27 protein-coding genes are annotated in these 23,642 nt (G+C 41.1%); 9 read left to right on the top strand and 18 right to left on the bottom strand.

Going from position 1 to position 23,642, the window contains the following annotated elements:
• The first annotated feature begins 7 nt into the window (after positions 1-7).
• The 3 genes from F2A31_RS14840 to F2A31_RS14850 all read left to right on the top strand — a co-directional run bounded on the left by F2A31_RS14840 (position 8) and on the right by F2A31_RS14850 (position 2,210).
• Positions 8-781: a helix-turn-helix transcriptional regulator gene (locus tag F2A31_RS14840; RefSeq protein WP_150027305.1), complete on the top strand. Its 774-nt coding sequence runs from the start codon at positions 8-10 to the stop codon at positions 779-781.
• A 115-nt stretch (positions 782-896) separates the two neighbouring features.
• A complete protein-coding gene (locus F2A31_RS14845) occupies positions 897-1,442 on the top strand; it encodes a glutathione peroxidase (RefSeq protein WP_150027307.1) in 546 nt (181 codons plus the stop codon).
• Between the two features lie 165 nt (positions 1,443-1,607).
• The gene (locus F2A31_RS14850) at positions 1,608-2,210 is read left to right on the top strand and encodes a hypothetical protein (protein WP_150027309.1); all 603 of its coding nucleotides are present in this window, start codon (positions 1,608-1,610) and stop codon (positions 2,208-2,210) included.
• A gap of 26 nt (positions 2,211-2,236) precedes the next feature.
• Here F2A31_RS14850 and F2A31_RS14855 read toward each other — a convergent pair whose 3' ends face one another.
• The 12 genes from F2A31_RS14855 to F2A31_RS14910 all read right to left on the bottom strand — a co-directional run bounded on the left by F2A31_RS14855 (position 2,237) and on the right by F2A31_RS14910 (position 13,364).
• On the bottom strand, positions 2,237-4,390 hold the full coding sequence (locus F2A31_RS14855; RefSeq protein WP_150027311.1) for a hypothetical protein: 2,154 nt from the start codon (positions 4,388-4,390) through the stop codon (positions 2,237-2,239).
• Between the two features lie 178 nt (positions 4,391-4,568).
• The gene (locus F2A31_RS14860; protein WP_150027313.1) at positions 4,569-5,048 is read right to left on the bottom strand and encodes a DUF2846 domain-containing protein; all 480 of its coding nucleotides are present in this window, start codon (positions 5,046-5,048) and stop codon (positions 4,569-4,571) included.
• 139 nt (positions 5,049-5,187) lie between these two features.
• Positions 5,188-5,607, bottom strand: coding sequence for a F0F1 ATP synthase subunit epsilon (locus tag F2A31_RS14865; protein ID WP_150027315.1), 420 nt, complete (start codon positions 5,605-5,607; stop codon positions 5,188-5,190).
• Positions 5,608-5,634: 27 nt separating this feature from the next.
• Positions 5,635-7,029: a F0F1 ATP synthase subunit beta gene (atpD, locus tag F2A31_RS14870; protein WP_004637488.1), complete on the bottom strand. Its 1,395-nt coding sequence runs from the start codon at positions 7,027-7,029 to the stop codon at positions 5,635-5,637.
• 30 nt (positions 7,030-7,059) lie between these two features.
• The gene (gene atpG / locus F2A31_RS14875) at positions 7,060-7,929 is read right to left on the bottom strand and encodes a F0F1 ATP synthase subunit gamma (RefSeq protein WP_150027317.1); all 870 of its coding nucleotides are present in this window, start codon (positions 7,927-7,929) and stop codon (positions 7,060-7,062) included.
• 77 nt (positions 7,930-8,006) lie between these two features.
• Complete coding sequence (gene atpA / locus F2A31_RS14880; RefSeq protein WP_004637486.1) at positions 8,007-9,551, bottom strand: F0F1 ATP synthase subunit alpha; 1,545 nt, start codon at positions 9,549-9,551, stop codon at positions 8,007-8,009.
• 42 nt (positions 9,552-9,593) lie between these two features.
• The gene (locus tag F2A31_RS14885) at positions 9,594-10,130 is read right to left on the bottom strand and encodes a F0F1 ATP synthase subunit delta (RefSeq protein WP_150027319.1); all 537 of its coding nucleotides are present in this window, start codon (positions 10,128-10,130) and stop codon (positions 9,594-9,596) included.
• Positions 10,131-10,141: 11 nt separating this feature from the next.
• Positions 10,142-10,612, bottom strand: a complete 471-nt coding sequence (locus F2A31_RS14890; RefSeq protein WP_004637483.1) for a F0F1 ATP synthase subunit B — start codon at positions 10,610-10,612, stop codon at positions 10,142-10,144.
• Between the two features lie 39 nt (positions 10,613-10,651).
• Positions 10,652-10,897, bottom strand: a complete 246-nt coding sequence (gene atpE, locus F2A31_RS14895; RefSeq protein WP_000424060.1) for a F0F1 ATP synthase subunit C — start codon at positions 10,895-10,897, stop codon at positions 10,652-10,654.
• Positions 10,898-10,980: 83 nt separating this feature from the next.
• Entirely contained in the window at positions 10,981-11,856 is an 876-nt protein-coding gene (gene atpB, locus F2A31_RS14900; RefSeq protein WP_004637481.1) for a F0F1 ATP synthase subunit A, read from the bottom strand.
• Between the two features lie 99 nt (positions 11,857-11,955).
• A complete protein-coding gene (locus F2A31_RS14905; protein ID WP_150027321.1) occupies positions 11,956-12,354 on the bottom strand; it encodes an ATP synthase subunit I in 399 nt (132 codons plus the stop codon).
• A 170-nt stretch (positions 12,355-12,524) separates the two neighbouring features.
• Entirely contained in the window at positions 12,525-13,364 is an 840-nt protein-coding gene (locus tag F2A31_RS14910) for a metal ABC transporter substrate-binding protein (protein WP_150027323.1), read from the bottom strand.
• Between the two features lie 270 nt (positions 13,365-13,634).
• On the opposite strand from F2A31_RS14910, the gene F2A31_RS14915 reads away from it, so the two are divergent.
• The 3 genes from F2A31_RS14915 to znuB are packed head-to-tail and all read left to right on the top strand — an operon-like array spanning position 13,635 to position 15,706.
• Positions 13,635-14,132, top strand: a complete 498-nt coding sequence (locus F2A31_RS14915; protein ID WP_150027325.1) for a transcriptional repressor — start codon at positions 13,635-13,637, stop codon at positions 14,130-14,132.
• Entirely contained in the window at positions 14,105-14,893 is a 789-nt protein-coding gene (gene znuC, locus F2A31_RS14920; RefSeq protein ID WP_150027327.1) for a zinc ABC transporter ATP-binding protein ZnuC, read from the top strand. Before F2A31_RS14915 ends, znuC begins: the two co-directional genes overlap by 28 nt.
• A 3-nt stretch (positions 14,894-14,896) precedes the next feature.
• On the top strand, positions 14,897-15,706 hold the full coding sequence (gene znuB, locus F2A31_RS14925; RefSeq protein ID WP_125502719.1) for a zinc ABC transporter permease subunit ZnuB: 810 nt from the start codon (positions 14,897-14,899) through the stop codon (positions 15,704-15,706).
• Positions 15,707-15,716: 10 nt separating this feature from the next.
• On the opposite strand, the gene F2A31_RS14930 is transcribed toward znuB, so the two are convergent.
• Positions 15,717-16,343: a LysE family transporter gene (locus F2A31_RS14930; RefSeq protein ID WP_004637473.1), complete on the bottom strand. Its 627-nt coding sequence runs from the start codon at positions 16,341-16,343 to the stop codon at positions 15,717-15,719.
• Between the two features lie 159 nt (positions 16,344-16,502).
• On the opposite strand from F2A31_RS14930, the gene F2A31_RS14935 reads away from it, so the two are divergent.
• The 3 genes from F2A31_RS14935 to F2A31_RS14945 all read left to right on the top strand — a co-directional run bounded on the left by F2A31_RS14935 (position 16,503) and on the right by F2A31_RS14945 (position 20,290).
• Positions 16,503-17,423 (top strand): Dyp-type peroxidase, encoded by a 921-nt coding sequence (locus F2A31_RS14935; protein ID WP_150027329.1) that lies wholly within the window; start codon positions 16,503-16,505, stop codon positions 17,421-17,423.
• A gap of 171 nt (positions 17,424-17,594) precedes the next feature.
• The gene (argS, locus tag F2A31_RS14940; RefSeq protein ID WP_150027331.1) at positions 17,595-19,394 is read left to right on the top strand and encodes an arginine--tRNA ligase; all 1,800 of its coding nucleotides are present in this window, start codon (positions 17,595-17,597) and stop codon (positions 19,392-19,394) included.
• Between the two features lie 284 nt (positions 19,395-19,678).
• On the top strand, positions 19,679-20,290 hold the full coding sequence (locus tag F2A31_RS14945; RefSeq protein WP_150027332.1) for an SPOR domain-containing protein: 612 nt from the start codon (positions 19,679-19,681) through the stop codon (positions 20,288-20,290).
• A gap of 60 nt (positions 20,291-20,350) precedes the next feature.
• Here the strand turns inward: F2A31_RS14945 and F2A31_RS14950 are convergent, their stop codons facing one another.
• The 5 genes from F2A31_RS14950 to F2A31_RS14970 all read right to left on the bottom strand — a co-directional run bounded on the left by F2A31_RS14950 (position 20,351) and on the right by F2A31_RS14970 (position 23,516).
• Positions 20,351-21,004 (bottom strand): glutathione S-transferase family protein, encoded by a 654-nt coding sequence (locus F2A31_RS14950; protein WP_150027830.1) that lies wholly within the window; start codon positions 21,002-21,004, stop codon positions 20,351-20,353.
• A 96-nt stretch (positions 21,005-21,100) separates the two neighbouring features.
• Complete coding sequence (locus F2A31_RS14955; protein WP_150027334.1) at positions 21,101-21,499, bottom strand: OsmC family protein; 399 nt, start codon at positions 21,497-21,499, stop codon at positions 21,101-21,103.
• The gene (locus tag F2A31_RS14960; protein WP_150027336.1) at positions 21,496-22,443 is read right to left on the bottom strand and encodes a pirin family protein; all 948 of its coding nucleotides are present in this window, start codon (positions 22,441-22,443) and stop codon (positions 21,496-21,498) included. The genes F2A31_RS14955 and F2A31_RS14960 overlap by 4 nt, the downstream gene beginning before the upstream one ends.
• Positions 22,444-22,595: 152 nt before the next feature.
• Positions 22,596-22,841, bottom strand: a complete 246-nt coding sequence (locus F2A31_RS14965) for a DUF2798 domain-containing protein (RefSeq protein WP_228715635.1) — start codon at positions 22,839-22,841, stop codon at positions 22,596-22,598.
• A 183-nt stretch (positions 22,842-23,024) separates the two neighbouring features.
• Positions 23,025-23,516: a flavin reductase gene (locus tag F2A31_RS14970; protein WP_150027338.1), complete on the bottom strand. Its 492-nt coding sequence runs from the start codon at positions 23,514-23,516 to the stop codon at positions 23,025-23,027.
• Between the last annotated feature and the right edge of the window lie 126 nt (positions 23,517-23,642).

The raw sequence follows: 23,642 nt of genomic DNA on the forward strand, positions 1-23,642 counted from the left end.
GTCCCCCATGAAGCATGATGTGGCTGAACAATTTCCTTTTTTACATGGTATTGAAGTGCATGAGTTTCTCTATCAAAAAGACGATGTTGTTAGCCCACATTCTTCACTTTGGGGAGACTTCAACTTTAGCCTTAATGGGACTTTAGAGTTTGATATTGAAGGAAAATATTACCTATCTCCACCCAGCTATGGACTGTGGTTACCACCGCGTACTGAACATCAATCGCTGCCCGTAGAGCATGAGATTCATTATATTTGTATTCGTCTACACCCTAAATTTGGGCAATTTTTAGGAAATAGTTGTCGTTGTTTCAGTATCCAACCTTTTTTCCGCGCATTGGTCATTCAAATCTTAGAACAACAAAAGCAAAACCATTCACCAGAGTATTTGGAACATCTACTCCAAGTATTGTTCGATCAACTCAAACAAGCACCAACGTATTCACATTATCTCCCTCAAAGCAATCATCCTATTTTATCTCCAATTTTAGAAAAGCTTGCTGATCCTGAGTTATTTCATTTGAGCTTACAGCAAGTTCTTCATCATTTTAACGTGAGCGAACGACATGTATTGCGACTGAGTCAACAAGAGTTACAACTCACACTCTCAGAATGGCGCAATCGAGCAAAAATTATTTTTTCGATTAATCAAATTCGCGAAGGAATGACCATTAAACAATTGGCATTTGCACTTGGCTATCATCATAGTTCAAGTTTCATCGAGTTTTTTAAACGCTACACGGGACAAACCCCCATACAACTTAAAAATGCAACGCTTTAAAGTTATACATTTTTCATCATATTTTGTATGTATTCATATCAATAGCATTGCACTCTAAAAGATTAGCAGTTAAAACAAACAAGTGATTTCACAACAACAAATTAGGACACCCTCCATGAGCCAATCGGTTTATCACATTCCAGTTAAAGACATTAAAGGTCAAGAAATTGATCTAGAACAATATAAAGGCAAAGTTTTACTACTGGTGAATGTTGCCTCAAAATGTGGATTGACCCCTCAATACGAAGGTTTAGAAAAACTATATCAAGCGAAAAAAGATCAAGGCTTGGAAATTCTCGGCTTCCCTGCCAATAACTTCTTAGAACAAGAACCGGGTTCAAATGAAGAAATCGAGCAATTCTGTTCACTCAATTATGATGTACATTTCCCGCTTTTCGCCAAAATTTCTGTCGCGGGTGATGATAAGCATCCACTTTACCAGACATTGACCCAAGCGATTCCAGAGCGTATTGGAGAAGGGCCTTGGTGGAAAGACCTTGTAGATTATGGTTTAACACCTAATAACCCACCAGAAGTACTTTGGAATTTTGAGAAATTCCTCGTCAATAAACAAGGCGAAATCGTTGCACGCTTTGCACCTGATATCACTGCAGATGACGAACGCATTGTGACTGCGATTGAAGCGGAATTGGCAAAATAGTTTCATCATCGTTGAGAAGAATAATTTTATTCTTCTCACACCTCAGCTCGAACCAACCTGTATTATCTTATTGCGTGAAAATGTTAACGAATTGCAAAAATCACATTTTTCTTCACACTTTCTGATTATAGTGACGCTCTTTTCAGATTTTGATGAAGTTCTGTCATGCTTAAACACCGTTCTATCTCTGCGATTCTCTCTGCAACGGCACTCATTAGCACGATTGCGCTGGTAGGTTGTGACCAATCACCTCAAAAGAATGAACAAACTCAGCAATCTACTGAACTAGAACAAAATATTTCTTCGAGCACAGAACAAAAGCCCCTTTCGAATATAGTAGAAGAACAGAGTCTAAGTCATGGCAATATGTTTAATATCATCCGTGATGTTGCGCAATTGCAACTCAAAACAGATGACTATACAGCATTGCTCCAGAACTCACAGAGCCAACTCGAACAGGCGATTCAAAACCAGAATGTTCAACAACTCAAAGAAAGTACTGCAAAACTTAAACAAGAGCTTCATGCATTACATGATGTTTTGTTGTCTTTGCAACTCAAAAGCACCGAAGTAGACCAAATCCGCCAAAGTCTGCTGAGTGCAAATCAACAGTTACTCAATCTACCTCTTTTACATGGTCAACAAGACATTAGCCAATTAGATTTTGAAAAAATCGCAGCACAGTTTAATAAAATTCAAGTCGATATGTTAAAACTTGCAACCCTTGTTTTAGGGAGTTCAACCTCAGAGGCAGATCATTCAAGCTAATCCATAAATTTTCTGATTTCTAAATCTTAGATGGCTTGCATTGAATAAGGTGGATTGGCATCGTTGGGGGCTTGTTGTTCCAAATCTGGCAACTTAACAACATGTTGAGACATTTGCTTATATTTTTGTAGTTCAGTATTTAGCTGTGTCATACGTTGCTTCAACTCAATCGACATAAATTGGTCTGCCTGTGCTAATGCAACCCAGCCTGCCTGAGCTCTGCGTTTAGGATGATCATGCGCTAATTGTTTTTGTATCCATACATACAACCTGAGTGCACGTTGATAAGCCTCAAACTTATAAGCATATAAGGTTGTTGAAATAACAGCATCTGGAAGCTTACCCATCAGCTTTGTTTCAATCTGTCTCAGTTGAAATGCATATAAATCAACACGATATTTTAATAAATTTTGATTAAACCATTCAGCAAAGCGGATTAACAAATCAATGACCAAATCAGATTGAGCTTTTATCGCTACTTTCTCTGAAACAGGTCGACGTTGCTCGATCTTCTGTATTCGCCAATTTCGATATACTGTAAGCCCTCCAACAAAGAAAGCACCAATTGAATCCGAAACCACACTACCGACGCTAGTCCCAATGGCCAAGCCATTTTTTGGTATTGAACTCGAATATTTATCTTGCGAATACATCCCCAATATCGGTGAATTTATCGTTGTATTAAAATTACGATATACTGCAAAACCGGTATTCATCAATGGAATCGGTAAAAACTCTTCATTGCCAGTTGAATGCTGCAAACACACAACAGCTGAGCGCTGTACTGAAGCATAACTCAAAGCAAAATCAGCAAAAACTGAAGGATATTTTTCTTGTAAATGCGCTAGTTCAATATTAACAATAATCGCAATATGCGGATGCTGTCTTGCAAATGCCTCAATTCGCTCTGCAACTAAGCTACATTTTACCTGCATCGGCGTACCATCAACAATCAAATCAAAACTTGCAACATCAGTGTGCTCAACAAATTCGATGCAATGTCCTTGTTGACTTAGATTATATGCAACCTGCTGTTTAGCAAGATAAGATGACACTTGTAACAACGCTGCATCATGCTGGTAATCAGGTGCGGAGATTTGCTTTAAATTATAAAATGCATCAGGTTCACGATGAGCGGTCGTTACCAAGGCATCAAGTACTAGTGGATTAATTTGTAAGTAGTTCCAAATAAATCCCATGCGATGATTGATCGCATTAATTCCACTGACTAACTTCAGATCACGCCCTGCTAGAATTTTTTGTAAGGCTGTATTTGCTGCTTTATGACGATCCAAACTCATCACAATTTCTTGGTTACTTAACAGCTTAGGCGCATCCTCTACTACATTCCTGTAATAGGGAACTGTGAATTCATCCATTGTTAGCCAATAATTTATGGAATACCCAACAAATTTTAATTTATGCTGGATACCAAGCAATGATTTAGGTAATTCGCTAGGCTGTGATTGCAAATTTTCTGGCAATAACAAAGCAACTGCCCTTTGTGTTAATTGCTCATGTAAATGCGGTTGCTGAATATAATCAAGATTGGTCAAACATTCTAAAGCCTCAACCGCATCACGCTGTCCTTGCTCATTGCAATAATCATTTCGACTCAATAAACAGCGTATAAAATCATAATGCACACTTTCTGGCTGAGTGGCTTGCTGTTGAAATAGTATACGGTAGCTTTTAATTGCGGCTGACCAATCCGCTAAACGGGTATATAACTCGGCTAATGCTAACTTAACGGGAGCATCATTATATTTATCTTGTAACTGGTTAAGAATACTCAGTTTGAGATCACTATCTTGGCAAGCGAGTAACTGAGTTAATACCGCAGCACGTTCAGATAATGCGAGCGGTTGCTGAGTATATTGCAGTCTGAACATCAGTCCTTGCTCAAACCAAGCATATCGATAGGCATGTTGTGGATAAGCAGGAATAAAAACTCGATTGATGAGCTGAATTAAACGTAATGAACAATGAATTTCATCGACTGTACTGTGTCGGAAATACCAAATCTTAGGTAGAGTTAAATTAAATAACTGCGTATAGAGGTTAGCCGTTAAATCCGGCTGTATTAATGTCACGAGTTTTATCTGATCTTTGACAGACAAATGATGTCCTTGTTGTTCAATACGATCCAAGCGCAACTTTAAGACATTACTTGCTAACATACTTTTCCTAATTTTTTATTTAATATACGCATTCTTTCTCGCTTACAACGATGTCATCCATTCATCGTTAAGCATTCATCATATTATGTTTCGAGATAATAAAAAAGCACCTTCAAAACAATCTTGAAGGTGCTACAAACTGAATTTATAGTTCTTATTGTTATAAAAAATCGCTGATTTACTTTTTATCTAAATTAATAGTTGGCTTGCTGCATTTTCCAGCTTGTGCAAGTTTATATTCTGCAATCGCTTTTTTGCCCTTCTCCAAATCAACTTGTTTAAGATTAGCACCGCCAGTGATTACACCCGATTTGATATATTGCTGAATAAAATATTGTTTTCCTGCTTCAGTATTCAAAGTCAAATGATTCGGTGAAAACTCTGATTCAGTCGAAACCGTATGTTTTTGATTACCAGTCACCTCTTTTACAAAGAACGTTCCACGTGCAGTTTCTCCTAAACATTCGCCATCAATCCAAACATCTTTTTTAAGAGCGCCCCCTACCACACTATTTGAGCGATAAACATAAATTGCAGCGTTCCCATCTACGGGCGCATCGAGTTTTTTTATTTGTTGAGACAATTGTGGTGTCGCTTGCGGTACGGAAGCACAACCAACAAATGTAAATGCAAGAATGGCTGGAAGTAAAATTTTCATTATGGTAATTCTCATGAAGTTATATATTGCGAGCAGTACTTTATATGAAAATGATAATTATTTAAATCTAATTTTTATTTTATTTTTCAATAAAAAAGCCACCTTACGGTGACTTTTCCCAATCGAAAATCGGCACTAATTACAGTGCACGATTTTTGATTTTACGAATCGTTTCAAGCTGTGCAGCTGTCTCAGCAAGTGCAGCAAGTGCAGCTGCAGAGTCCAAATCACTCTTTTGATTTGCGAGCAATTGTTCAGCTTGTTTACGAGCTTCCAAAATTGCTGCTTCATCTAAGTTGTCTGCACGAATTGCTGTATCAGCAAGTACCGTAACAACATGAGGTTGAACTTCTAAAACACCGCCTGATACATAAACGATTTCTTCTGTACCATTTTCCAACTGAACACGGATCGGTCCTGGTTGGAGTAAAGTTACAAGTGGCGCATGTCCCGGTAAAATACCAAGCTCACCACCTGCCCCTTTAGCGATTAACATCGTAACTTGTCCAGAGTAAATTGACTCTTTAACACTTACAACGTCACATTGCATCGTCGCCATGAGAACCTCCTAAATTAGAGTTGCTAATTAAAGTTTCTCGGCTTTAGCAATCACTTCGTCAATACCACCAACCATATAGAACGCTTGTTCTGGGATGTGATCGTATTCACCAGCTAACAGACCTTTAAAGCCACGGATAGTTTCTTTAAGCGGTACTAATTTACCAGGCGCGCCAGTAAATACTTCAGCTACGTGGAATGGTTGTGAGAAGAAACGTTGGATTTTACGCGCACGGTAAACAACCAATTTATCTTCTTCTGACAATTCATCCATACCAAGAATTGCGATAATGTCCTTCAATTCTTTATAACGTTGTAACACGTTTTGAACTGAACGAGCGATCTCATAATGCTCTTGACCAACAACCAATGGATCTAACTGACGCGAAGTTGAGTCAAGTGGATCGATCGCAGGGTAAATACCTTGTGATGCGATGTCACGGCTCAATACAACTGTTGCATCTAAGTGAGCGAACGTTGTTGCAGGTGATGGGTCTGTTAAGTCATCGGCAGGTACGTATACTGCTTGGATCGACGTGATCGAACCAGATTTAGTCGACGTAATACGCTCTTGAAGAACACCCATTTCCTCTGCAAGTGTTGGTTGGTAACCTACAGCAGATGGCATACGGCCTAACAATGCTGATACTTCAGTACCTGCAAGTGTATAACGATAAATGTTGTCAACGAACAACAATACGTCACGACCTTTACCATTTTCATCTTTCTGATCACGGAAATATTCAGCCATTGTCAAACCAGTTAACGCTACGCGTAAACGGTTACCAGGTGGCTCGTTCATCTGACCGTAGACCATTGCTACTTTGTCAAGAACGTTAGAATCTTTCATTTCGTGATAGAAGTCGTTACCTTCACGAGTACGCTCACCAACACCAGCGAATACAGATAAACCTGAGTGCGCTTTTGCGATGTTGTTGATCAACTCCATCATGTTAACGGTTTTACCAACACCAGCACCACCGAATAAACCAACTTTACCACCTTTTGCAAACGGGCATAGTAAGTCAATGACTTTAATACCAGTTTCTAAAAGATCGGTAGAAGCTGCTTGTTCAGCATAAGAAGGTGCTTCACGGTGAATTGGCAAACGCTCTTCAGTCGCTACTGGACCTGCTTCGTCAATCGGGCGACCTAAAACGTCCATGATACGGCCAAGCGTTGCTGGACCTACTGGAACAGAAATCGGTGCATTTGTACTGGTTACATTCAGGCCACGTTTAAGACCTTCTGTAGAACCCATTGCGATGGTACGAACAACACCATCGCCAAGCTGTTGCTGAACTTCTAATGTAGTTTCAGTACCGTCAACTTGGAGAGCGTCATAGATCTTAGGAACGCTATTGCGCTCAAACTCGACGTCGATAACCGCGCCGATGATCTGAATGATACGACCGCTACTCATTGCTGTCTCCTCAATTCAAACTTAATAATGTTAAACGGCAGCGGCACCGCCAACGATCTCGGAAATTTCCTGAGTAATCGCGGCTTGACGCAGCTTGTTGTAAATGAGTTGTAGGTCTTTAATCAATTGTCCTGCGTTGTCTGTCGCTGCTTTCATTGCGACCATACGAGCAGATTGCTCACATGCAACGTTTTCAATCACACCTTGATAAACCATCGACTCGATATAGCGAACCAACAAACCATTTAACAGCTCTTCTGCTTCTGGTTCGTAGATATAATCCCAACCATAAGTACGGTTAAGATCTTCGCCTTCTTCTGCTGGTGCCAAAGGAACAAGTTGTTCAACTTTAGGTTGTTGGGTCATCGCATTGACGAAACCATTTGATACGAGATAAATACGATCTAACTCGCCCTTATCAAATGCATCAAGCATCACCTGAATTGAACCTGTCAACTGTTCCAAACTCGGTGAATCACCAAGCTGGGTAGTTGCACCAAGCACTTTACCGCCGTAACTTTTAAAAAACGAAACCGCTTTTTGACCAATCAAAGCAAATTCAACTTCAATTGACTGCTCTTGTTGTGCTTTGACATGCTGCACAACCTTCTTGAACAAGTTAATGTTCAAGCCACCTGCCAAACCACGATCTGAAGACACCACGATATAGCCAACACGCTTAACTGGGCGCTCAACCATATAACGGTGTTTATATTCAGGGTTTGCTTGTACCAAGTGAGCAATTACACGGCGCATATTATCGGCATACGGACGGCCTTGAGCCATGCGCTCTTGCGCACGACGCATTTTAGAAGCAGCTACCATTTGCATCGCGCGAGTAATTTTTTGCGTGCTCTTGATACTAGCTACTTTGGCGCGAATTTCTTTTAAATTTGCCATACGCTTAACCTAGTAGTCGAAAGCCCTTTCGAGCTTCCGAAGGTTGATCCGTGAACCAAACTTAACTAAAGCTTAACTTAGTAAGTTTGAGTCGCTTTGAAGCTCTCAATACCTGCTTTGATTGCAGCTTCGATGTCTTTGTTGTAATCACCAGTTTCATCGATCTGTTGCATTAACGCAGCATGTTCAGAGCGGAAGTAAGAAACTAACGCAGCATCAAAGTCTACGATTTTCTTCACTTCTACGTCAGCCATGTAGCCTTCGTTAGATGCATATACAGAAATAGCTTGGTCAGCAATTGAGTAAGGAGCATATTGTTTTTGCTTCATTAACTCAGTTACGCGTTGACCATGCTCAAGTTGCTTACGAGTCGCTTCATCAAGGTCAGAAGCAAACTGAGCAAACGCAGCCAATTCACGGTATTGCGCTAAAGCAGTACGGATACCGCCAGACAATTTTTTGATGATCTTAGTTTGAGCAGAACCACCAACACGAGATACTGAGATACCCGCGTTCACAGCAGGACGAATACCTGCATTGAATAATGATGTTTCTAAGAAGATCTGACCGTCAGTAATCGAAATTACGTTGGTTGGTACGAATGCAGATACGTCACCAGCTTGAGTTTCAATGATCGGTAATGCAGTTAAAGAACCAGTTTGACCTTTAACTTCACCGTTTGTGAATTTCTCAACATAGTCAGCAGAAACGCGAGAAGCACGTTCAAGAAGACGCGAGTGAAGATAGAATACGTCACCTGGATACGCTTCACGACCTGGTGGACGACGTAATAACAATGAAATTTGACGATAAGCAACAGCTTGCTTAGACAAATCATCATAAATGATTAACGCATCTTCACCGCGATCACGGAAGTATTCACCCATTGTACAGCCAGAGTACGGAGCTAAATACTGCATTGCTGCAGGATCAGCGGCCGCAGCTGCGACAACAGTTGTATATGCCATAGCGCCAGTTTCTTCTAGCTTACGTACAACGTTTGCAATTGTTGATTGTTTTTGACCAATCGCAACATATACACACTTAATGCCAGAGTTTTTCTGAGCGATGATCGCATCGATCGCCATTGCTGTTTTACCAGTTTGACGGTCACCAATAATCAACTCACGCTGACCACGACCTACAGGGATCATGGTATCAACTGATTTATAACCAGTTTGAACAGGTTCGTCTACTGATTGACGCCAAATTACACCTGGTGCTACTTTTTCAACAGCATCAGTTAGTTTTGCATCAATAGGGCCTTTCCCATCAATTGGGTTACCCAAAGCATCTACTACACGGCCAAGAAGTTCAGGACCTACTGGAACTTCTAATACACGACCAGTACAACGAGCTTTTTGACCCTCTTGCAGGCTTAGGTAGTTACCTAAAACAACGGCACCCACTGAATCCTGTTCTAGGTTCAGTGCCATACCGAATAAGCCGCCGTCGAATTCGATCATTTCGCCGTACATGGCATCCGCAAGACCGTGAATACGCACGATACCGTCAGATACCATAACAATGGTACCCTCATTTTTTGCGGTCGCGCTGGTGTCCAGATCGCCGATACGCTGTTTAATGAGCGCACTGATCTCGGATGGATTCAGTTGTTGCATTGCGCTATTCCTCAATCTTTTTTAAGTTCAGTCTTTTTGCTATTACGCAAGAAGACGAGTCCGCATTTTTTCAAGCTTGTTAAGCGCAGAATCATCTATCACTTGGTCGCCTGCACGAATCACAACACCTGCGATCAACGCTGGATTAACTTTCACAGTCATTTGAACTGTTTTGTTAAAACGTTTTTCTAGCGCATGAGCTAAAATATGCTCTTGTTTCGCATCCATTGGGAACGCAGATTCAATCTCTACGTCCAAGGTGTTGTTGTTCTGCGATTTAAGTAATTCATATTCTGCTGCGATTTCAGGTAACAATGTTAAACGATCATTATCGGCAAGCAATGTCAGAAAATTTGACACTGATTGAGATTGATCTTCACCTAAAATCTTTGCAAAAAGACCTACTTGCTCCGCAGGAGTCAGCTCAGGGCGATTTAAATAAGCGGAAAATGCTTCATCTTGCACCGCAGCACTGAGCAGTTGTAACGCATTTGACCAAGCGTCAGTTGCATTCTGCTCAGATGCATAAGCAAATGCTGCTTTAGCGTATGGGCGTGCCAACGTCAAGAGTTCAGCCATATTTCCCTCGCTTAAAGTTTAGCAGCCAGCTGAGTCAGCATGGCATTATGAGCTTCTGCGTCAACTTGTTGGTTCAGAATTTTTTCTGCGCCATCAACTGCCAAAGCAGCAACTTGTTGACGTAATTCTTCGCGAGCAGCATTGATGTCTTGATCAACAGTTTCTTTCGCCTGTTGACGAATACGCTCACCTTCAGCCGCAGCTTGGGTACGCGCTTCTTCGACTAATTGTGCTGCACGACGGTTCGCTTGTTCGATCAATTGAGCCGCTTGTGCTTTTGCTGCATCGATTTCTGCCTTTACTTGTGCTTGCGCATCAGCTAAGTCAGCTTTCGCTTTTTCAGCAGCATTTAAGCCATCAGCAATTTTACGCTGACGCTCACTAATCGCATTGATTAGTGGTGGCCAAACAAACTTCATACAGAATGCGACAAAAACCGCAAATGCAATCGCTTGGCCAATCAATGTGAGGTTGATATTCATTTCGCTATTCCTCAATATGTGGATTTAGGAATTAAGCTATTAACCTACAAATGGATTAGCGAAGATGAAGAACAAGCCAATACCAACACCGATCATAGGCACAGCATCAAGAAGACCCGCGATTAAGAACATACGAGTTTGAAGTTGTGGAGCCAATTCTGGTTGACGAGCAACAGCTTCTAAAAAGCGACCACCCAAAAGACCAAAACCAATCGCAGTACCTAAAGCACCGAAAGCGATCAAGATAGCAGATGCAATTGCAACTAGACCTAAAGTGAGTTCCATGAAAAATTCCTCAGAGGTTAGGTTATTACCAAATTAAACTAAAAATTTAAGCCCAACCATCAATTGATAGTTAGGCAATACCATTAATGCTTTTCGCTTGCCATGCTCAAGTAAACGATGGTCAGCATCATAAAGATAAATGCTTGCAACGTGATTACAAGAATGTGGAAAATAGCCCAAGGCACAGATAACGCCCACTGGATCCAGAACGGCAATAATGCGATCAAGATGAAGATCAACTCACCCGCATATAAGTTACCGAACAGTCGAAGAGCCAACGAAACTGGACGAGCAAGGAAAGTTACTAACTCCAATACAAGGTTCACTGGAATCAATAACGCTTTTGCAAATTTATTACTTGGGTTAAATGGGTTAAGTGCCAATTCACCAACAAAACCACCTACACCCTTTTCACGAATACTATAGAACAAGATTAAGGCGAACACAGATAACGACATACCTAAGGTAATGTTCGGATCTGTAGTCGGTACAATCTTGAAGTAAACATGATGTGGGTCCATACCAAATACGTGGGCACCAATTTGTTGAGCTAGAACAGGAATCCAGTCAACAGGCACTAAGTCCATCAAGTTCATGAGGAAGATCCACACAAAGATGGTTAATGCTAATGGTGCAATTAAACGCGATTTGCCATGAAAGGTGTCACGGACACTTGAGTCCACAAACTCGATAATCATCTCAATTGCTGACTGGAACTTAGTTGGAACACCTGCGTTAGCAGCTTTCGCAACAATCCAGAACATCAAACAGAAAATAATACCAAGTCCGATAGACCAACCCATTGAATCCAAGTGAATTGCAGTGAACCCCATCGATTGAGCTTCTTCAGCAGACTCAGCCAATTTCCATGTCCCATCTGGCATTTTGCCATAGGTCATATTGGTCAAGTGATGCTTGATATACTCGGTCGAAGTCAGGGCATGTTCTTCAGCAGCCATAAATCACACCTGGTCAATGTCAATCATTAAAAAGAGGAAAAATGAATATTGCGGACTGCAAATATCTCACTCTACCCTCCAAAAATCTTTAAATGTGCCCTACTCTCGTTGTTGCAATCGTGACACCCAAAATGGCGCGACCCACGACATCGCTTGAACAAGAATAAATCCACCCAACAATGCTACCGGTGACAGCGGTTTAACATTGCTCAAAATTAAAATAAAACCCACGATCACAATCGCAAACTTACCGAGCATTCCTCGATACATGTTGAGCATGACTTGTTTTGATGCTCTGGCTCCTGCCGTTCTAAACGACTGCCACGCAAAATAACAATATGCTAACCAACAAACCGAGGCCCCAAGCGCAGCACTCAAAGCAGCAGTTTTATCTTTTATCATCCAGGCCAACAAAGCGGCGACAGGAATCATACATGCTTGTAAGAAGACCAAAGCTTTTGCTAATCGTCGGTCAATCAAGCGACTAGTTCGGCTCATTTTTTACCCACTCACAGCATAACTGCTTGACAAGTTTTAATCATGATCGTTTCGAATCGCTGGCATTATAGAGTTACACCCCTGAACATGCAATCTTTTATCGACCTAAGTCTGCTTTTTTCGTTACCATATTTTCTGACGATAGAGTCAACGCATTTTTATTTTTTTAATCAATTTTGAACACTTATCACGCATTTATCAGTTTTTGAAGCCAATTTTTTCCAAGCAGTAATAAAATTGTCCTCACCGTTCATGCTTTCATCCACAGTTTCAAAAATGACAGGATTTAATCTGCGATAGACATTTTGATTCGCTGAAATTTCAGCCAACAAACACATCTGTGTTTTTGGACGATTGTCATTCAAATACTTAATCTGCGCGGCGGTAGGTGCAATGTGTGGATCATCAGTCAAAGCACCTGCAAATTTCAAATTCAGTGCTCTCTCTAAATACTGATATGCATCATGATAAGACCAATATGGTTTTGACTTATGACTACTTTCATATTGTTGCGCTGTTTGTCGCATTTGCTGTGCGAACTCTCTTGCATTAGCCGTATATTTTGCCTTGTTTTCTGGATACTGTTGCGAGCGTAATGCAGCAATGAAAAACGCAATTCGAACGGCGTTATTAGGCTCCAACCAAACATGACTATCTATTGTGTTTTCAAGTGACGTGCCACGAAGACTACGTTGTGGCAAAATTGTCAAAATACCAGCATCTAAAAGTGAAATGGCTTTTCTATTTTGACTTAGTAACTTATCTAATGGTGCTTCATGTGCCTTACCCAACCACACCACCAAAGATGCATCCTGAATAATTTTACGATGCGCAGGAGTCAAGTGGACATCATGTCCCGTTTGATCACTTAATAAAAGAACAGGCGATTCAACACCATTGGTTACTTCTTTTGCAATCAAATAAATTGGCTGTGTTGACACCACCAAACTTTGCGTCCAGCCCCATGTACTTATTAAGGAAAACGTGACGAATAAAATAAGGCGCAACATTACAACACTACTCAACCTAGCAAAGCATGTTATAATATAACAAAAGTTCAAAAATGCCTATGTCTATTTTCTATATTCATACCTGCTTCCATCGTAAGTATGACTTATATAGTTAGTTCTCAATGAATTGCATGGTATGATGTAGAGTCTATTGATACTTCCCTCAAATATCTACTCGACTAGATATAGTATGAATGTAGCAAAATTTTGCCATTCGTTCAGATTTTGAATAAGTATTAATTGACCCTAGGCAAATAACGAGGTCCATTTATGAGTTCTTGTTCACATGAACATGACAATGCTTTACACGGTGTCCATGGTCATCATGATATTAAAGCGCGACTTGTTGAAGCAGAGTTACTATGCACTGCAGCTGGCGCACGACTCACACCTTTACGCAAAGAAGTCCTTGAACTCATTTTAAATGCATCTGCGCCAATGGGTGCCTACGACTTATTGGCAAAATTAAAAGGTCAAGCGGATCGCCCCGCTGCTCCCCCAACGGTATATCGCACACTCGACTTTTTGTTGGAAAAAGGCTTAATTCACCGTCTCACCTCAATTAATGCCTACATACCTTGTTGCCATCCACGTGAAGGACATCAAGCCGCATTCCTGATCTGTACAGAATGTCACATGGTCAAAGAAGCATCTGCTCAAGGACTAATACAACAACTTGATCAATTGGCAGCTTCTGATCAATTTACAGCTCAGCACAGTATCATTGAAATTTCTGGGAAATGTCATCAGTGCAGCACAGCACCCTAACAACTCCACTCATCCAGCTGGAGAATATCTCTGTTCAGCGTGATGAACGAGAGATTCTGAGAAATGTTGATTTTGACTTAAATGCCAAAGAGATTGTCACGCTTATTGGTCCAAATGGCGCAGGCAAATCAACGCTCATTAAAGTGCTACTGGGCATCATGTCTCCCAATCAAGGCAAAGTTCGTTTTTCAAAAAAATTAAAAATGGCTTATGTCCCACAAAAATTCAATCCATCTGCGAGCTTGCCGCTTCGCGTCCAAGACCTATTAGATTTAGAGTTTTGTGAGAAACGTCTTCGTCAAGAAATTATCCACGATACTGGCATCTCGAAATTACAAGAATCTAGAGTCCAACAATTGTCTGGAGGTGAGCGTCAGCGTGTTCTGCTTGCTCGTGCATTATTACGTCAACCTGACATTCTCATTCTAGATGAGCCAATGCAAGGTTTGGATATCCAATCCGAAGCAGAGTTGTATGAATATGTTCGCAGCCTACCTGAACGCTACGACTGTGCAGTACTGATGGTTTCACATGACTTACAATGGGTGATGCAAGGAACACATCGTGTGGTTTGTTTAAATAAACATATTTGTTGTAGTGGCTTACCTGAAAGTATCCAACAACATCCTGAGTATCAAGCTATATTTGGGACGCAGCGAATGTTTTACCAGCACCACCATAACCACTGTGTGCATAGTGATCATGCTGAGCCATGTGCGCATGACCCTCGCCCCCATATTCATCCTGAACCAAAGGTCTAAGCCATGATGGAATGGTTACAACTGCTATTACCCGCTTGGATTATGGGAACATTACTGGTGTTCTTGACCGCACCTCTTGGCTGTCTGATGCTATGGCGCAGAATGTCTTTCTTTGCAGATACGATGGCTCACGGTACGTTGCTTGGGGTCGCAATCGCAGGAATTTTGGGTCTTCCTTTTTGGTTAGGCGTTGGTTTTTTAGCGCTATTGTTAGTTGCCATCTTATGGGTTCTTCATGATTCTCGGCTACCTAATGATGCATTGCTGGCGTTGTGTTCAGCCACACTTCTCTGTGCTGGCTTACTACTTATTCAACAAGTCCCAAGCCTAAGACCAGAGTTATTAAGCTATTTGTTTGGCGATCTACTCAGTATTGAATGGTCAGACTTACCTATTTTTGCGGTAGTCATTATGATCGCGTTGGTGGTCTTATATCGTTCATGGTCTGCACAAATCCAAATCGCAATTGATCCAGATATCGCGATGAGCGAAGGAATCAATGCCAATTGGCAACGCCTAATTTTTATGTTGCTTCTGGCTTTGTTTACGGTCTTAGCGCTGCGCGCTGTAGGCTCATTACTCATGGGTGCGTTATTGGTCATCCCAGCATTGAGCGCACGTCTTCTTGCTCACTCGCCTAAACAAATGGTGCTTTGGGCATTCTTGCTCGCACAATTGGGTATTACAGTTGGCTTATGGTCAAGTGCAGCATTAAATATCGCGACCGGCTTAAGTATTGTCTTATTTATGGCGCTGATCTTCGCCGTGATTTTTATGCTTCAAAAATTTAATAGATCGTCACAGACAAGCTAATCCGCATTTTTTAATTGGATTGCTGGATTGCGCCAAGTAGCAATGCAGCACAGCTAAACATCATCGCGAAGCTTCGATTTAAATATTTCTGCTGTTTTGGCGATCGCAATAATCTCAATACTTTTGAAGCTAACCCTGTATAACCCGCCATCACAATCAAATCGATTGTCACCATGGTGATCGCCATAATCAAATATTGCAACCACTGTGGTCGCCCTAAGTCCAAAAACTGCGGCAACACCGCCAATAAAAATACAATCGCTTTGGGATTACTCATATTGACCACAAATCCTTTAAACATCAAAGCAGAAGCAGATTTGTGGATGTATTCTTTTTCAATCTCAATGGCTTGAATGGGTGCTGTCCACTGTTGATACGCCAAGTAAAGTAAGTAGGCTACGCCGAACCATTTCACCATCTGAAACGCCCAAGGTGTTGTCGCAAACAATACACCGACACCCGCAGCAACAATCATAATTTGAAGCAGCAATGCAATTTGCAACCCTATCACATTCCAATACCCGTGCTTAAACCCATGATTTAAGCCACTCGACATGGAGACAATTGCTCCCGCACCAGGTGAAATACTAATCACCCAACAGGCCAACATAAACGCAAACCAGACTTGTAAAGACATAGCAACACGGCAACATAAAAAGTGGAATTATACCGTTTTTATTTTGCCATGATCTTATGTGGTAAGACCATAAAACTGAGCAAATAAACTTTTAAGCTCAATCAACATCAGGCACAATGATTTATTTTCCGACCTTTAAAAATAATGAAGGAGTTTTTAATGACTGCTCAATCTGTCATTCTTCCACTACCATCTGATCATGCCCGTTTTATTGTTTTGCGCTTAAAAGATTTAACTATTCTTGAATTAAAACAACAGATTGATGCTCTACTTTCAACTCGTGATCGCCTGATTAGCCAACATCCAAATGGTCAAATTAAAACAGCAATTGCCTTTGGTCCTGAACTTTGGGCAAAACTCTACGCAGAAACACCCGCAGGTTTTAAACAACTTAATCCTGAACAAGGGGCATTTAATATGCCTGTCGTGCCTGCGGATGTATTTATTCATATTGCCAGCGCCCGTGCGGATCTATGCTTTGCAATGAGCCAAGCCTTCTTTACAGGTATACAAGATAAAGTTGAGGTCCTCGATGAGCGCGCTTGTTTCCGCCAATTTGATGGTCGTGATTTGACTGGCTTTATTGATGGCACGGAAAACCCACAATTCCCCGAAGACCGTGCAGAAGCAACCCTCATCCCAGATTCAGCAGGTGTATTTGCGGATGGTAGTTTTATTTTTGCACAACGCTATGTCCACGATTTAGCCAAATGGCACCAACTCAAAGTTGATGCACAAGAACATGTGATTGGGCGGACGAAACTCGAATCAATCGAACTTGATGACGATGTAAAGCCTGAAAATGCACATGTTGCTCGTACTGTTGTCGAAGATGATGCTGGCGAAGAAATGGAAATTTTACGTCATAGCCTACCTTATGGTGATGGCAAGGGTGAACAAGGCCTTTTCTTCGTCGCATATACCAACAACTTAAACATCATTGATGAAATGTTAAAACGCATGTTTGGTACCACTGGAGATGGTATCCATGATCGTCTATTACACTTCACCACTGCGGTAGATGGTGCTTATTATTTTGCACCTAGTGATGAACTGTTAGCTGAAATTCTAGAAGTCTGAATGACCAGATGCTATGTCAATGCAGTGACATAGCATCTTTTTTCTCATGTGATGAAATCCGAACAAAAAAAGATTTATAGGAATATCTTAAATCCTCACAAATCCCTCTCCCCTTAAAGCTGCAAAATTTGCTATATTTAGCGTTTTTCCGCGACATTTATTTCGGTAACTATGAATACGGCAATACAAGCAGCTCTCGATCATGCGGTACACACCCTGCAACAACAAGGCGTACTTCCTTCAGATTGGACCAACACGAGCCATTTAACCCGTACTAAAGACCGAAGTCACGGAGACTTTGCTTCGAATATTGCGATGATCGGCTCTAAAGCAGCAGGCATGAAGCCTCGTGATCTTGCTGAAAAGATATTAGCAGCACTACCTGAGGTTGCAGACATCAGCAAAGCAGAAATTGCAGGTCCTGGTTTTATTAACTTTTTCTTAAACGCAGATCAACGTTTTGCTGTACTTGATCAGATTGAAGCGCAAAAAGATCAATATGGACGTAGCCAAGTCAATGCAGCCAAGAAAATTCAGGTTGAATTCGTCTCTGCTAATCCAACGTCAAGCTTACATGTCGGCCATGGACGTGGAGCTGCCTATGGCATGACTGTTGCGAACTTATTGGAAGCAACTGGGGCAAAAGTTGATCGCGAATACTACGTCAACGACGCTGGTCGTCAAATGGATATTTTGGCGACTTCAACCTATCTCCGTTATTTAGAATTGACGGGACAAACACTGGTATTCCCTAAAAATGCCTATCAAGGCGACTATGTCAAAGAAATTGCACAAGAAATTATTAATAAAGATGGCAATGCCTATGTTCGTGAAGTAGCAGACATCTATAAAGATGTGCCAGAAGACGTACAATACGCTGAAGCATTAGATGCCGAGGGCAATAAGGTTGTGCTATCTGGCGACAAAGAAAAACATATCGATGGGCTAATTGCCAACTCACAACAACAATTAGGCGAAGGCTATCGCGTTTTCCATCAAGCAGCGCTACATGCCATTTTAGACGACATTAAAGATGACCTTGCTGATTTTGGTGTGACTTTTGATGAGTGGTTCAGTGAAGCATCTTTAACAGAAAAAATTGATGAAGCATTAGCAACTCTTGATCAGCGCGGCTACCTCTATGAAAAAGAAGGTAATATCTGGTTTAAATCGACTGAATTTGGCGATGAAAAAGATCGTGTTGTAAAACGTCGTAATGGTCAAACCACTTATTTTGCCTCGGACATTGCTTACCATCTGAATAAGTTACAACGTGGCTATACCGACCTGATCGATATCTGGGGTTCTGACCACCACGGCTATATTTCACGTGTGAAAGCAGCAATTGATGCGATGGGTTATGACTCGAAGAAACTGACCGTACTTTTGGTTCAGTTCGTGAGTTTATGGCGCGGTGGTGAAATGGTACAAATGTCATCTCGTTCAGGCCAGTTCGTAACCTTACGTGACTTACGCAAGGAAGTTGGTAACGATGCAGCTCGTTTCTACTATGTCATGCGTAAATCTGAGCAACATATCGACTTTGATTTAGATCTTGCTGTTTCGCAAAGCAAAGACAATGCGGTGTATTACATTCAATATGCGCATGCGCGTGTAAACAGTATTGTGAACCGTGCTAAAGAGAAAGGCATTACATTTGACGTCGCATCTGCACGCCAAGTTGCTAACCTATTAACATTGGATGCTGAAACAGAAATTTTAGCTAAATTAGCAGCTTACCCTGAAATCGTAATTCGTGCTGCGAATGTCTGTGAACCACATCAAATTGGCAACTACTTAAAAGATCTTGCTGCGCTGTTTCATGGATGGTATGCACAAGATGGCGTTAAATTTGTTGATGAAGCAAATATTCCACTATCTCAAGCACGTTTATTACTTTCAATCAACGTACAGCAAGTATTGCGTAATGGTTTAGAATTATTGGGTGTGTCCGCTCCTGAGGCAATGTAAGCAAAGTAACACTTTGCATTGTCGCAAGACCTTGTGCCCGATATGGCTCATATGCTCGCAGCAAAGATGTAAGCAAAATAATGACAAAACCTTGATTGATATCGGACAAACAAAGCATTATTTTTAAAGATAATGCTTTGTTTCTTTCAAGATTCAAGCTACAAATATATAAGCTCGACAATGGATCGCTATTCTTGGTGCTCCATATCGTTTGAGTAGTTCTAGCCAATAACACAAAGCATGGCTGAATATAAACAGCCCCTTAAGATTAAGAGGAATCTCCGGTGTTTGGAAAAACGCAACGTGGTGTATCTGAACGACCAAACAAACCTAAAAAGCCACTGATTCCAAAGTGGTTGGGTATGCTTGTTGCAATTCTTGCAATCTTATGTGTGATCGTCATGCTGATGTTGTGGAAACCATGGCAACCCGTTCCAGCTAAAAATCAGATCACATCTGAACATTATCAAGAAGAAAATACCAATAAAGACTACCGCTTTTACGACTTACTTCCACAACAGCAAGTCACTCCTATTCCTGAACAAGCTGTACCAGAAACCAAACAGCAAGGTAATGTTGTGATTATCGAATCACCTCGAGTTGAAGCGACCACAACAGAGGAAACCGAGGGCGGTATCATTGCCAGTGAACAAACTCAACCTACTGCACCGACCTACATTCTACAGGTTCGTAGCTATCCAGATCCTGACAGTGCAGATGCCCGTCGTGCAGAGATCATTCTGAATGGTTTATCTGCGGATGTGGTGAGAAGTGTTGAAAATGGTCAAACGTGGTATCGGGTCATTTCAGGTCCTTATGATAGTCAAGAAGCTGCTCTTGCCGCACAACAAACCTTGCAACACAGTGGGATTGACTCTATCGTCATTAAACGTTAATTCGATACATTCAACACAAAAAAGGAACGATAACTCGTTCCTTTTTTTAATGGATGTCTCTTAAACACATTCGGAATCTAAACTTTTCTGCTCAGCGCGCTGAAAAGCTGCACGCTCCTGAACCCGTTGAACAAAAGCTTGTATATTTGGATATTTACCGTGTAAACGCTTTTGTAGTGCCATTAATGGAAATGCCATTTGAATATCAACAAAAGAAAACGCTCCTGCAAAATAATCATGCTCTGCCAAATAATCCTCTAGATAAAGGATATGCTCTTTGACACGTGGACGCACAAAGCCCGCTTTAATACCATCCGTGATTTTCTCTGCAAGTGGTCTAATCACCCAAGGGACATGTTTACTGACATTATTCATGACCAAAGTCATCACCAATAAAGGCATCAAAGAACCTTCAGCATAATGCATCCAATACAAATATTGGTGCTGATCTCGACTCTGTTGTGGCTTAAACTGTTGCTGCTTGTCATAAGATTGCTGTAAATACTCCAAAATCACGGCAGACTCCACAATGACCTGTGTACCATCAACCAAAATCGGAGCCTTACCTAACGGATGAATCTGCTTAAGGCTCTCTGGAGCGGTGTAGTTAGAAGACCTTTGATAATATTCAACTTGGTAATCCATACCAAGCTCCTCTAATGCCCAGAGTATTCGAAATGAACGTGAGCATTGCAGATAATGTAAGGTGATCATTTTTATGCCTGCCATGTGTACGCAACCGCTATTATTAATCCCTCTCACGGTTGCGTTTAGAATTATATTTTGCCCAAGCACAATAGCATTATCATGTTAAAGAATCACGGTCTGTATGTCTAAACTGCGTAACAAAGTTTTAGTCACTGGTGTTTTACTACAAACATTCAAAATCTTTTCTTTTAAATCATGTGAAACCGACTGGGTAAATATTACCCGACGCTCAATCCTCTCCTGTTGCTCACGATTGGTATGAAAATCAACTTCAACCGAAAAGTCACCGAGTTCAATTCCCTTGTGATTGGCATACATCCGCAAAGTAATCATCGTACATGATGCCAAACTAGCTGTCAGAAAATCATACGGTGCAGGCCCAGTATCATGCCCACCTGCGGTTTCAGGTTTATCGGTAAGAAATTGATGTGTTCCGCTACTTACCTGACCTTGCCATGGCGTAGCCAAAGCCTGTACTTTTGCGGTTGCAATCACACTCATTTCGAAGCCCTCATTTGATCTGGTAATGCTGGTGCCTCTAAACGCTTACCTTGATAGTCAGGGATTTCACCAAAACGAGTATGATGATTTACCCAATCTTCACGCGCTTGCTTTAGATCATCCATGGTACGTCCGACAAAATTCCACCATAACAAAATTGGCGACTCAAATGGCTCTCCACCAATTAACAGAACACGATGACCTTGGGTTAACTCAACTTCTATTTCAGTTAATCCTGTTTCTAACACCACCATGTTATCTGTGTTTAGCTCATGTCCATTGACTCTGGCTGTACCTTCTAGTGCCATAAAGGCATATTCAAAATTTGGATTGAGCGGAATTCGGGTTTTGGTATTTGCCTGAGCCGTTAAATCCACGCCAACCAAAGGTGTATGTACCTCAACAGGTGAAAGTGTATTCAGGAACTCACCCACCAATACCGTAAACTCAACCTGATCTTGAACAACGATAGGCAACTCTGGATAGTGCTGAAAATTAGGCTCCATATTGCGCTTATCATCAGGCAAAGCAATCCATAACTGTGCTGCATGCATTTTAGTTTCGGTTGCCGGTGCAACTTCAGTATGAGAAATACCACGTCCAGCCGTCATTAAGTTGACTTGCTTGGGACGAATCAGTTGCTTAGAACCCAGACTATCGGTATGCATCATGGTGCCTTCAATCATCCATGTAAACGTCTGCAAACCAATATGCGGATGTGGCCCCACATCTAAACCATCACCTGCTGGAAAGCTCACAGGACCCGCGTGATCAAGAAAACACCACGCACCAACTAAACGCTTTTGACGACTGGGTAACGCACGCTTAATAATCGTTCCCTTGCCAATTTCTGCTGATCGAATCGTAAATTCTTGGATAAATTGATTGATATAAGTTTCACAGTCTTTTGAATCAGAAATATCATAATCGTTATTATTGCTCATGATTTCGCTCTCTTTTACCTATGCTATTGCAATGAGTTGTTTTATTGATCTTAGCAATACACACACAACTCAATATAGTCTTTTGGTAATACGCTGAGTGCTATTCATGAGACAATCATGATCTGTTTTCACTATGATTTACGCCATTGCAGTTAGTGTGGCGGAATATCAACAAATAATGCAGTTAAACGTCGAACCAGTGGCAAAAATACCAATACTGTTGGATAGGCAATCGCCCAAGATAACATCCACGTGGTCAACCATTTTGCAATAAATCCAGGTGGAAAGCCCAAATTCATCGACAAGTTAATGAATGATATGGTTCCACTCATTAAAGCCGATAATAAAAAAGGTACGATCCACACCGCATATTTAGCAGGTAGCTTTTTGAATTTCAATTTTTAACTTCTCAGTTCCATGTTGATGAAGATCACACTGTTTTCTTCACATATTGCTTTAAGTTTTTCATAAACTCACTGGTTTGACATGCTGTTTTTAGTATTTTTTTAGCATAGAAGAATTTTTATCTGAAGAAAGAATCACAAAATTAAAATGAGTAAGATGATCATTCAGCTGCTGTTTTACACAACCTCCATCTGCCCAACTTGATGATAAGCACGATTAAAATAAACCAAACTTTGATCCTGCTGACTTTGCTGAATCGCCACAATACGGCAAATAAAAATCGTATGTGTTCCAACTTGTTGCACTTGATCCAATTCACAATCAAAACTTACCAAAGCATCATTGAGCACAGGTGCACCTGTTTCTAACTCGGTCCAAATACCATGCTTAAAACGCTCTTCTGGACTCAACTTAGACGAAAATACTTTGGAAATATGCTCATGTTGTGCCCCTAAAACATTTACGGTAAGAATTTTATTTTCCACAAAATGCACGTGCGAACTCGATGCTTGATTCATGCAAACCAATAATGTCGGTGGTGTATCCGTAACACTACATACAGCAGATGCTGTGAAGCCATATCGACCAGACAAACCTGCCGTAGTCACTACACTGACTGCACTTGTGAGTAACGACATTGCATTTCTAAAGTCTGTTGCTTGAACCATGACATTATTCCTAAATTGAACCGTACCTTTTCCAATTCGTTTTGCTCTCCCCCCCCAAATCCATCAGGAAGGGACTATATCGAGATTCGCTCTAAATGAACTAGATATTAAGTAAAATGAGGGTTA

Origin of the sequence: Acinetobacter suaedae (assembly GCF_008630915.1) — a bacterium.
In the GTDB taxonomy this organism is placed as follows: domain Bacteria; phylum Pseudomonadota; class Gammaproteobacteria; order Pseudomonadales; family Moraxellaceae; genus Acinetobacter; species Acinetobacter suaedae.

Excerpts from the sequence above, each read along its gene's own strand:
- F2A31_RS14935 (WP_150027329.1), top strand. The coding sequence starts at position 16,503 with ATGACTGCTCAATCTGTCATTCTTCCACTACCATCTGATCATGCCCGT.
- F2A31_RS14845 (WP_150027307.1), top strand. The coding sequence starts at position 897 with ATGAGCCAATCGGTTTATCACATTCCAGTTAAAGACATTAAAGGTCAA.
- F2A31_RS14860 (WP_150027313.1), bottom strand. The coding sequence starts at position 5,048 with ATGAAAATTTTACTTCCAGCCATTCTTGCATTTACATTTGTTGGTTGT.
- atpB (WP_004637481.1), bottom strand. The coding sequence starts at position 11,856 with ATGGCTGCTGAAGAACATGCCCTGACTTCGACCGAGTATATCAAGCAT.
- F2A31_RS14890 (WP_004637483.1), bottom strand. The coding sequence starts at position 10,612 with ATGAATATCAACCTCACATTGATTGGCCAAGCGATTGCATTTGCGGTT.
- atpA (WP_004637486.1), bottom strand. The coding sequence starts at position 9,551 with ATGCAACAACTGAATCCATCCGAGATCAGTGCGCTCATTAAACAGCGT.
- znuC (WP_150027327.1), top strand. The coding sequence starts at position 14,105 with ATGTCATCAGTGCAGCACAGCACCCTAACAACTCCACTCATCCAGCTG.
- atpE (WP_000424060.1), bottom strand. The coding sequence starts at position 10,897 with ATGGAACTCACTTTAGGTCTAGTTGCAATTGCATCTGCTATCTTGATC.
- argS (WP_150027331.1), top strand. The coding sequence starts at position 17,595 with ATGAATACGGCAATACAAGCAGCTCTCGATCATGCGGTACACACCCTG.
- F2A31_RS14905 (WP_150027321.1), bottom strand. The coding sequence starts at position 12,354 with ATGAGCCGAACTAGTCGCTTGATTGACCGACGATTAGCAAAAGCTTTG.
- atpD (WP_004637488.1), bottom strand. The coding sequence starts at position 7,029 with ATGAGTAGCGGTCGTATCATTCAGATCATCGGCGCGGTTATCGACGTC.
- F2A31_RS14850 (WP_150027309.1), top strand. The coding sequence starts at position 1,608 with ATGCTTAAACACCGTTCTATCTCTGCGATTCTCTCTGCAACGGCACTC.
- F2A31_RS14930 (WP_004637473.1), bottom strand. The coding sequence starts at position 16,343 with ATGTCTTTACAAGTCTGGTTTGCGTTTATGTTGGCCTGTTGGGTGATT.
- F2A31_RS14960 (WP_150027336.1), bottom strand. The coding sequence starts at position 22,443 with ATGAGCAATAATAACGATTATGATATTTCTGATTCAAAAGACTGTGAA.
- F2A31_RS14915 (WP_150027325.1), top strand. The coding sequence starts at position 13,635 with ATGAGTTCTTGTTCACATGAACATGACAATGCTTTACACGGTGTCCAT.
- F2A31_RS14955 (WP_150027334.1), bottom strand. The coding sequence starts at position 21,499 with ATGAGTGTGATTGCAACCGCAAAAGTACAGGCTTTGGCTACGCCATGG.
- F2A31_RS14885 (WP_150027319.1), bottom strand. The coding sequence starts at position 10,130 with ATGGCTGAACTCTTGACGTTGGCACGCCCATACGCTAAAGCAGCATTT.
- F2A31_RS14865 (WP_150027315.1), bottom strand. The coding sequence starts at position 5,607 with ATGGCGACGATGCAATGTGACGTTGTAAGTGTTAAAGAGTCAATTTAC.
- znuB (WP_125502719.1), top strand. The coding sequence starts at position 14,897 with ATGATGGAATGGTTACAACTGCTATTACCCGCTTGGATTATGGGAACA.
- atpG (WP_150027317.1), bottom strand. The coding sequence starts at position 7,929 with ATGGCAAATTTAAAAGAAATTCGCGCCAAAGTAGCTAGTATCAAGAGC.
- F2A31_RS14855 (WP_150027311.1), bottom strand. The coding sequence starts at position 4,390 with ATGTTAGCAAGTAATGTCTTAAAGTTGCGCTTGGATCGTATTGAACAA.
- F2A31_RS14950 (WP_150027830.1), bottom strand. The coding sequence starts at position 21,004 with ATGATCACCTTACATTATCTGCAATGCTCACGTTCATTTCGAATACTC.
- F2A31_RS14840 (WP_150027305.1), top strand. The coding sequence starts at position 8 with ATGAAGCATGATGTGGCTGAACAATTTCCTTTTTTACATGGTATTGAA.
- F2A31_RS14970 (WP_150027338.1), bottom strand. The coding sequence starts at position 23,516 with ATGGTTCAAGCAACAGACTTTAGAAATGCAATGTCGTTACTCACAAGT.
- F2A31_RS14910 (WP_150027323.1), bottom strand. The coding sequence starts at position 13,364 with ATGTTGCGCCTTATTTTATTCGTCACGTTTTCCTTAATAAGTACATGG.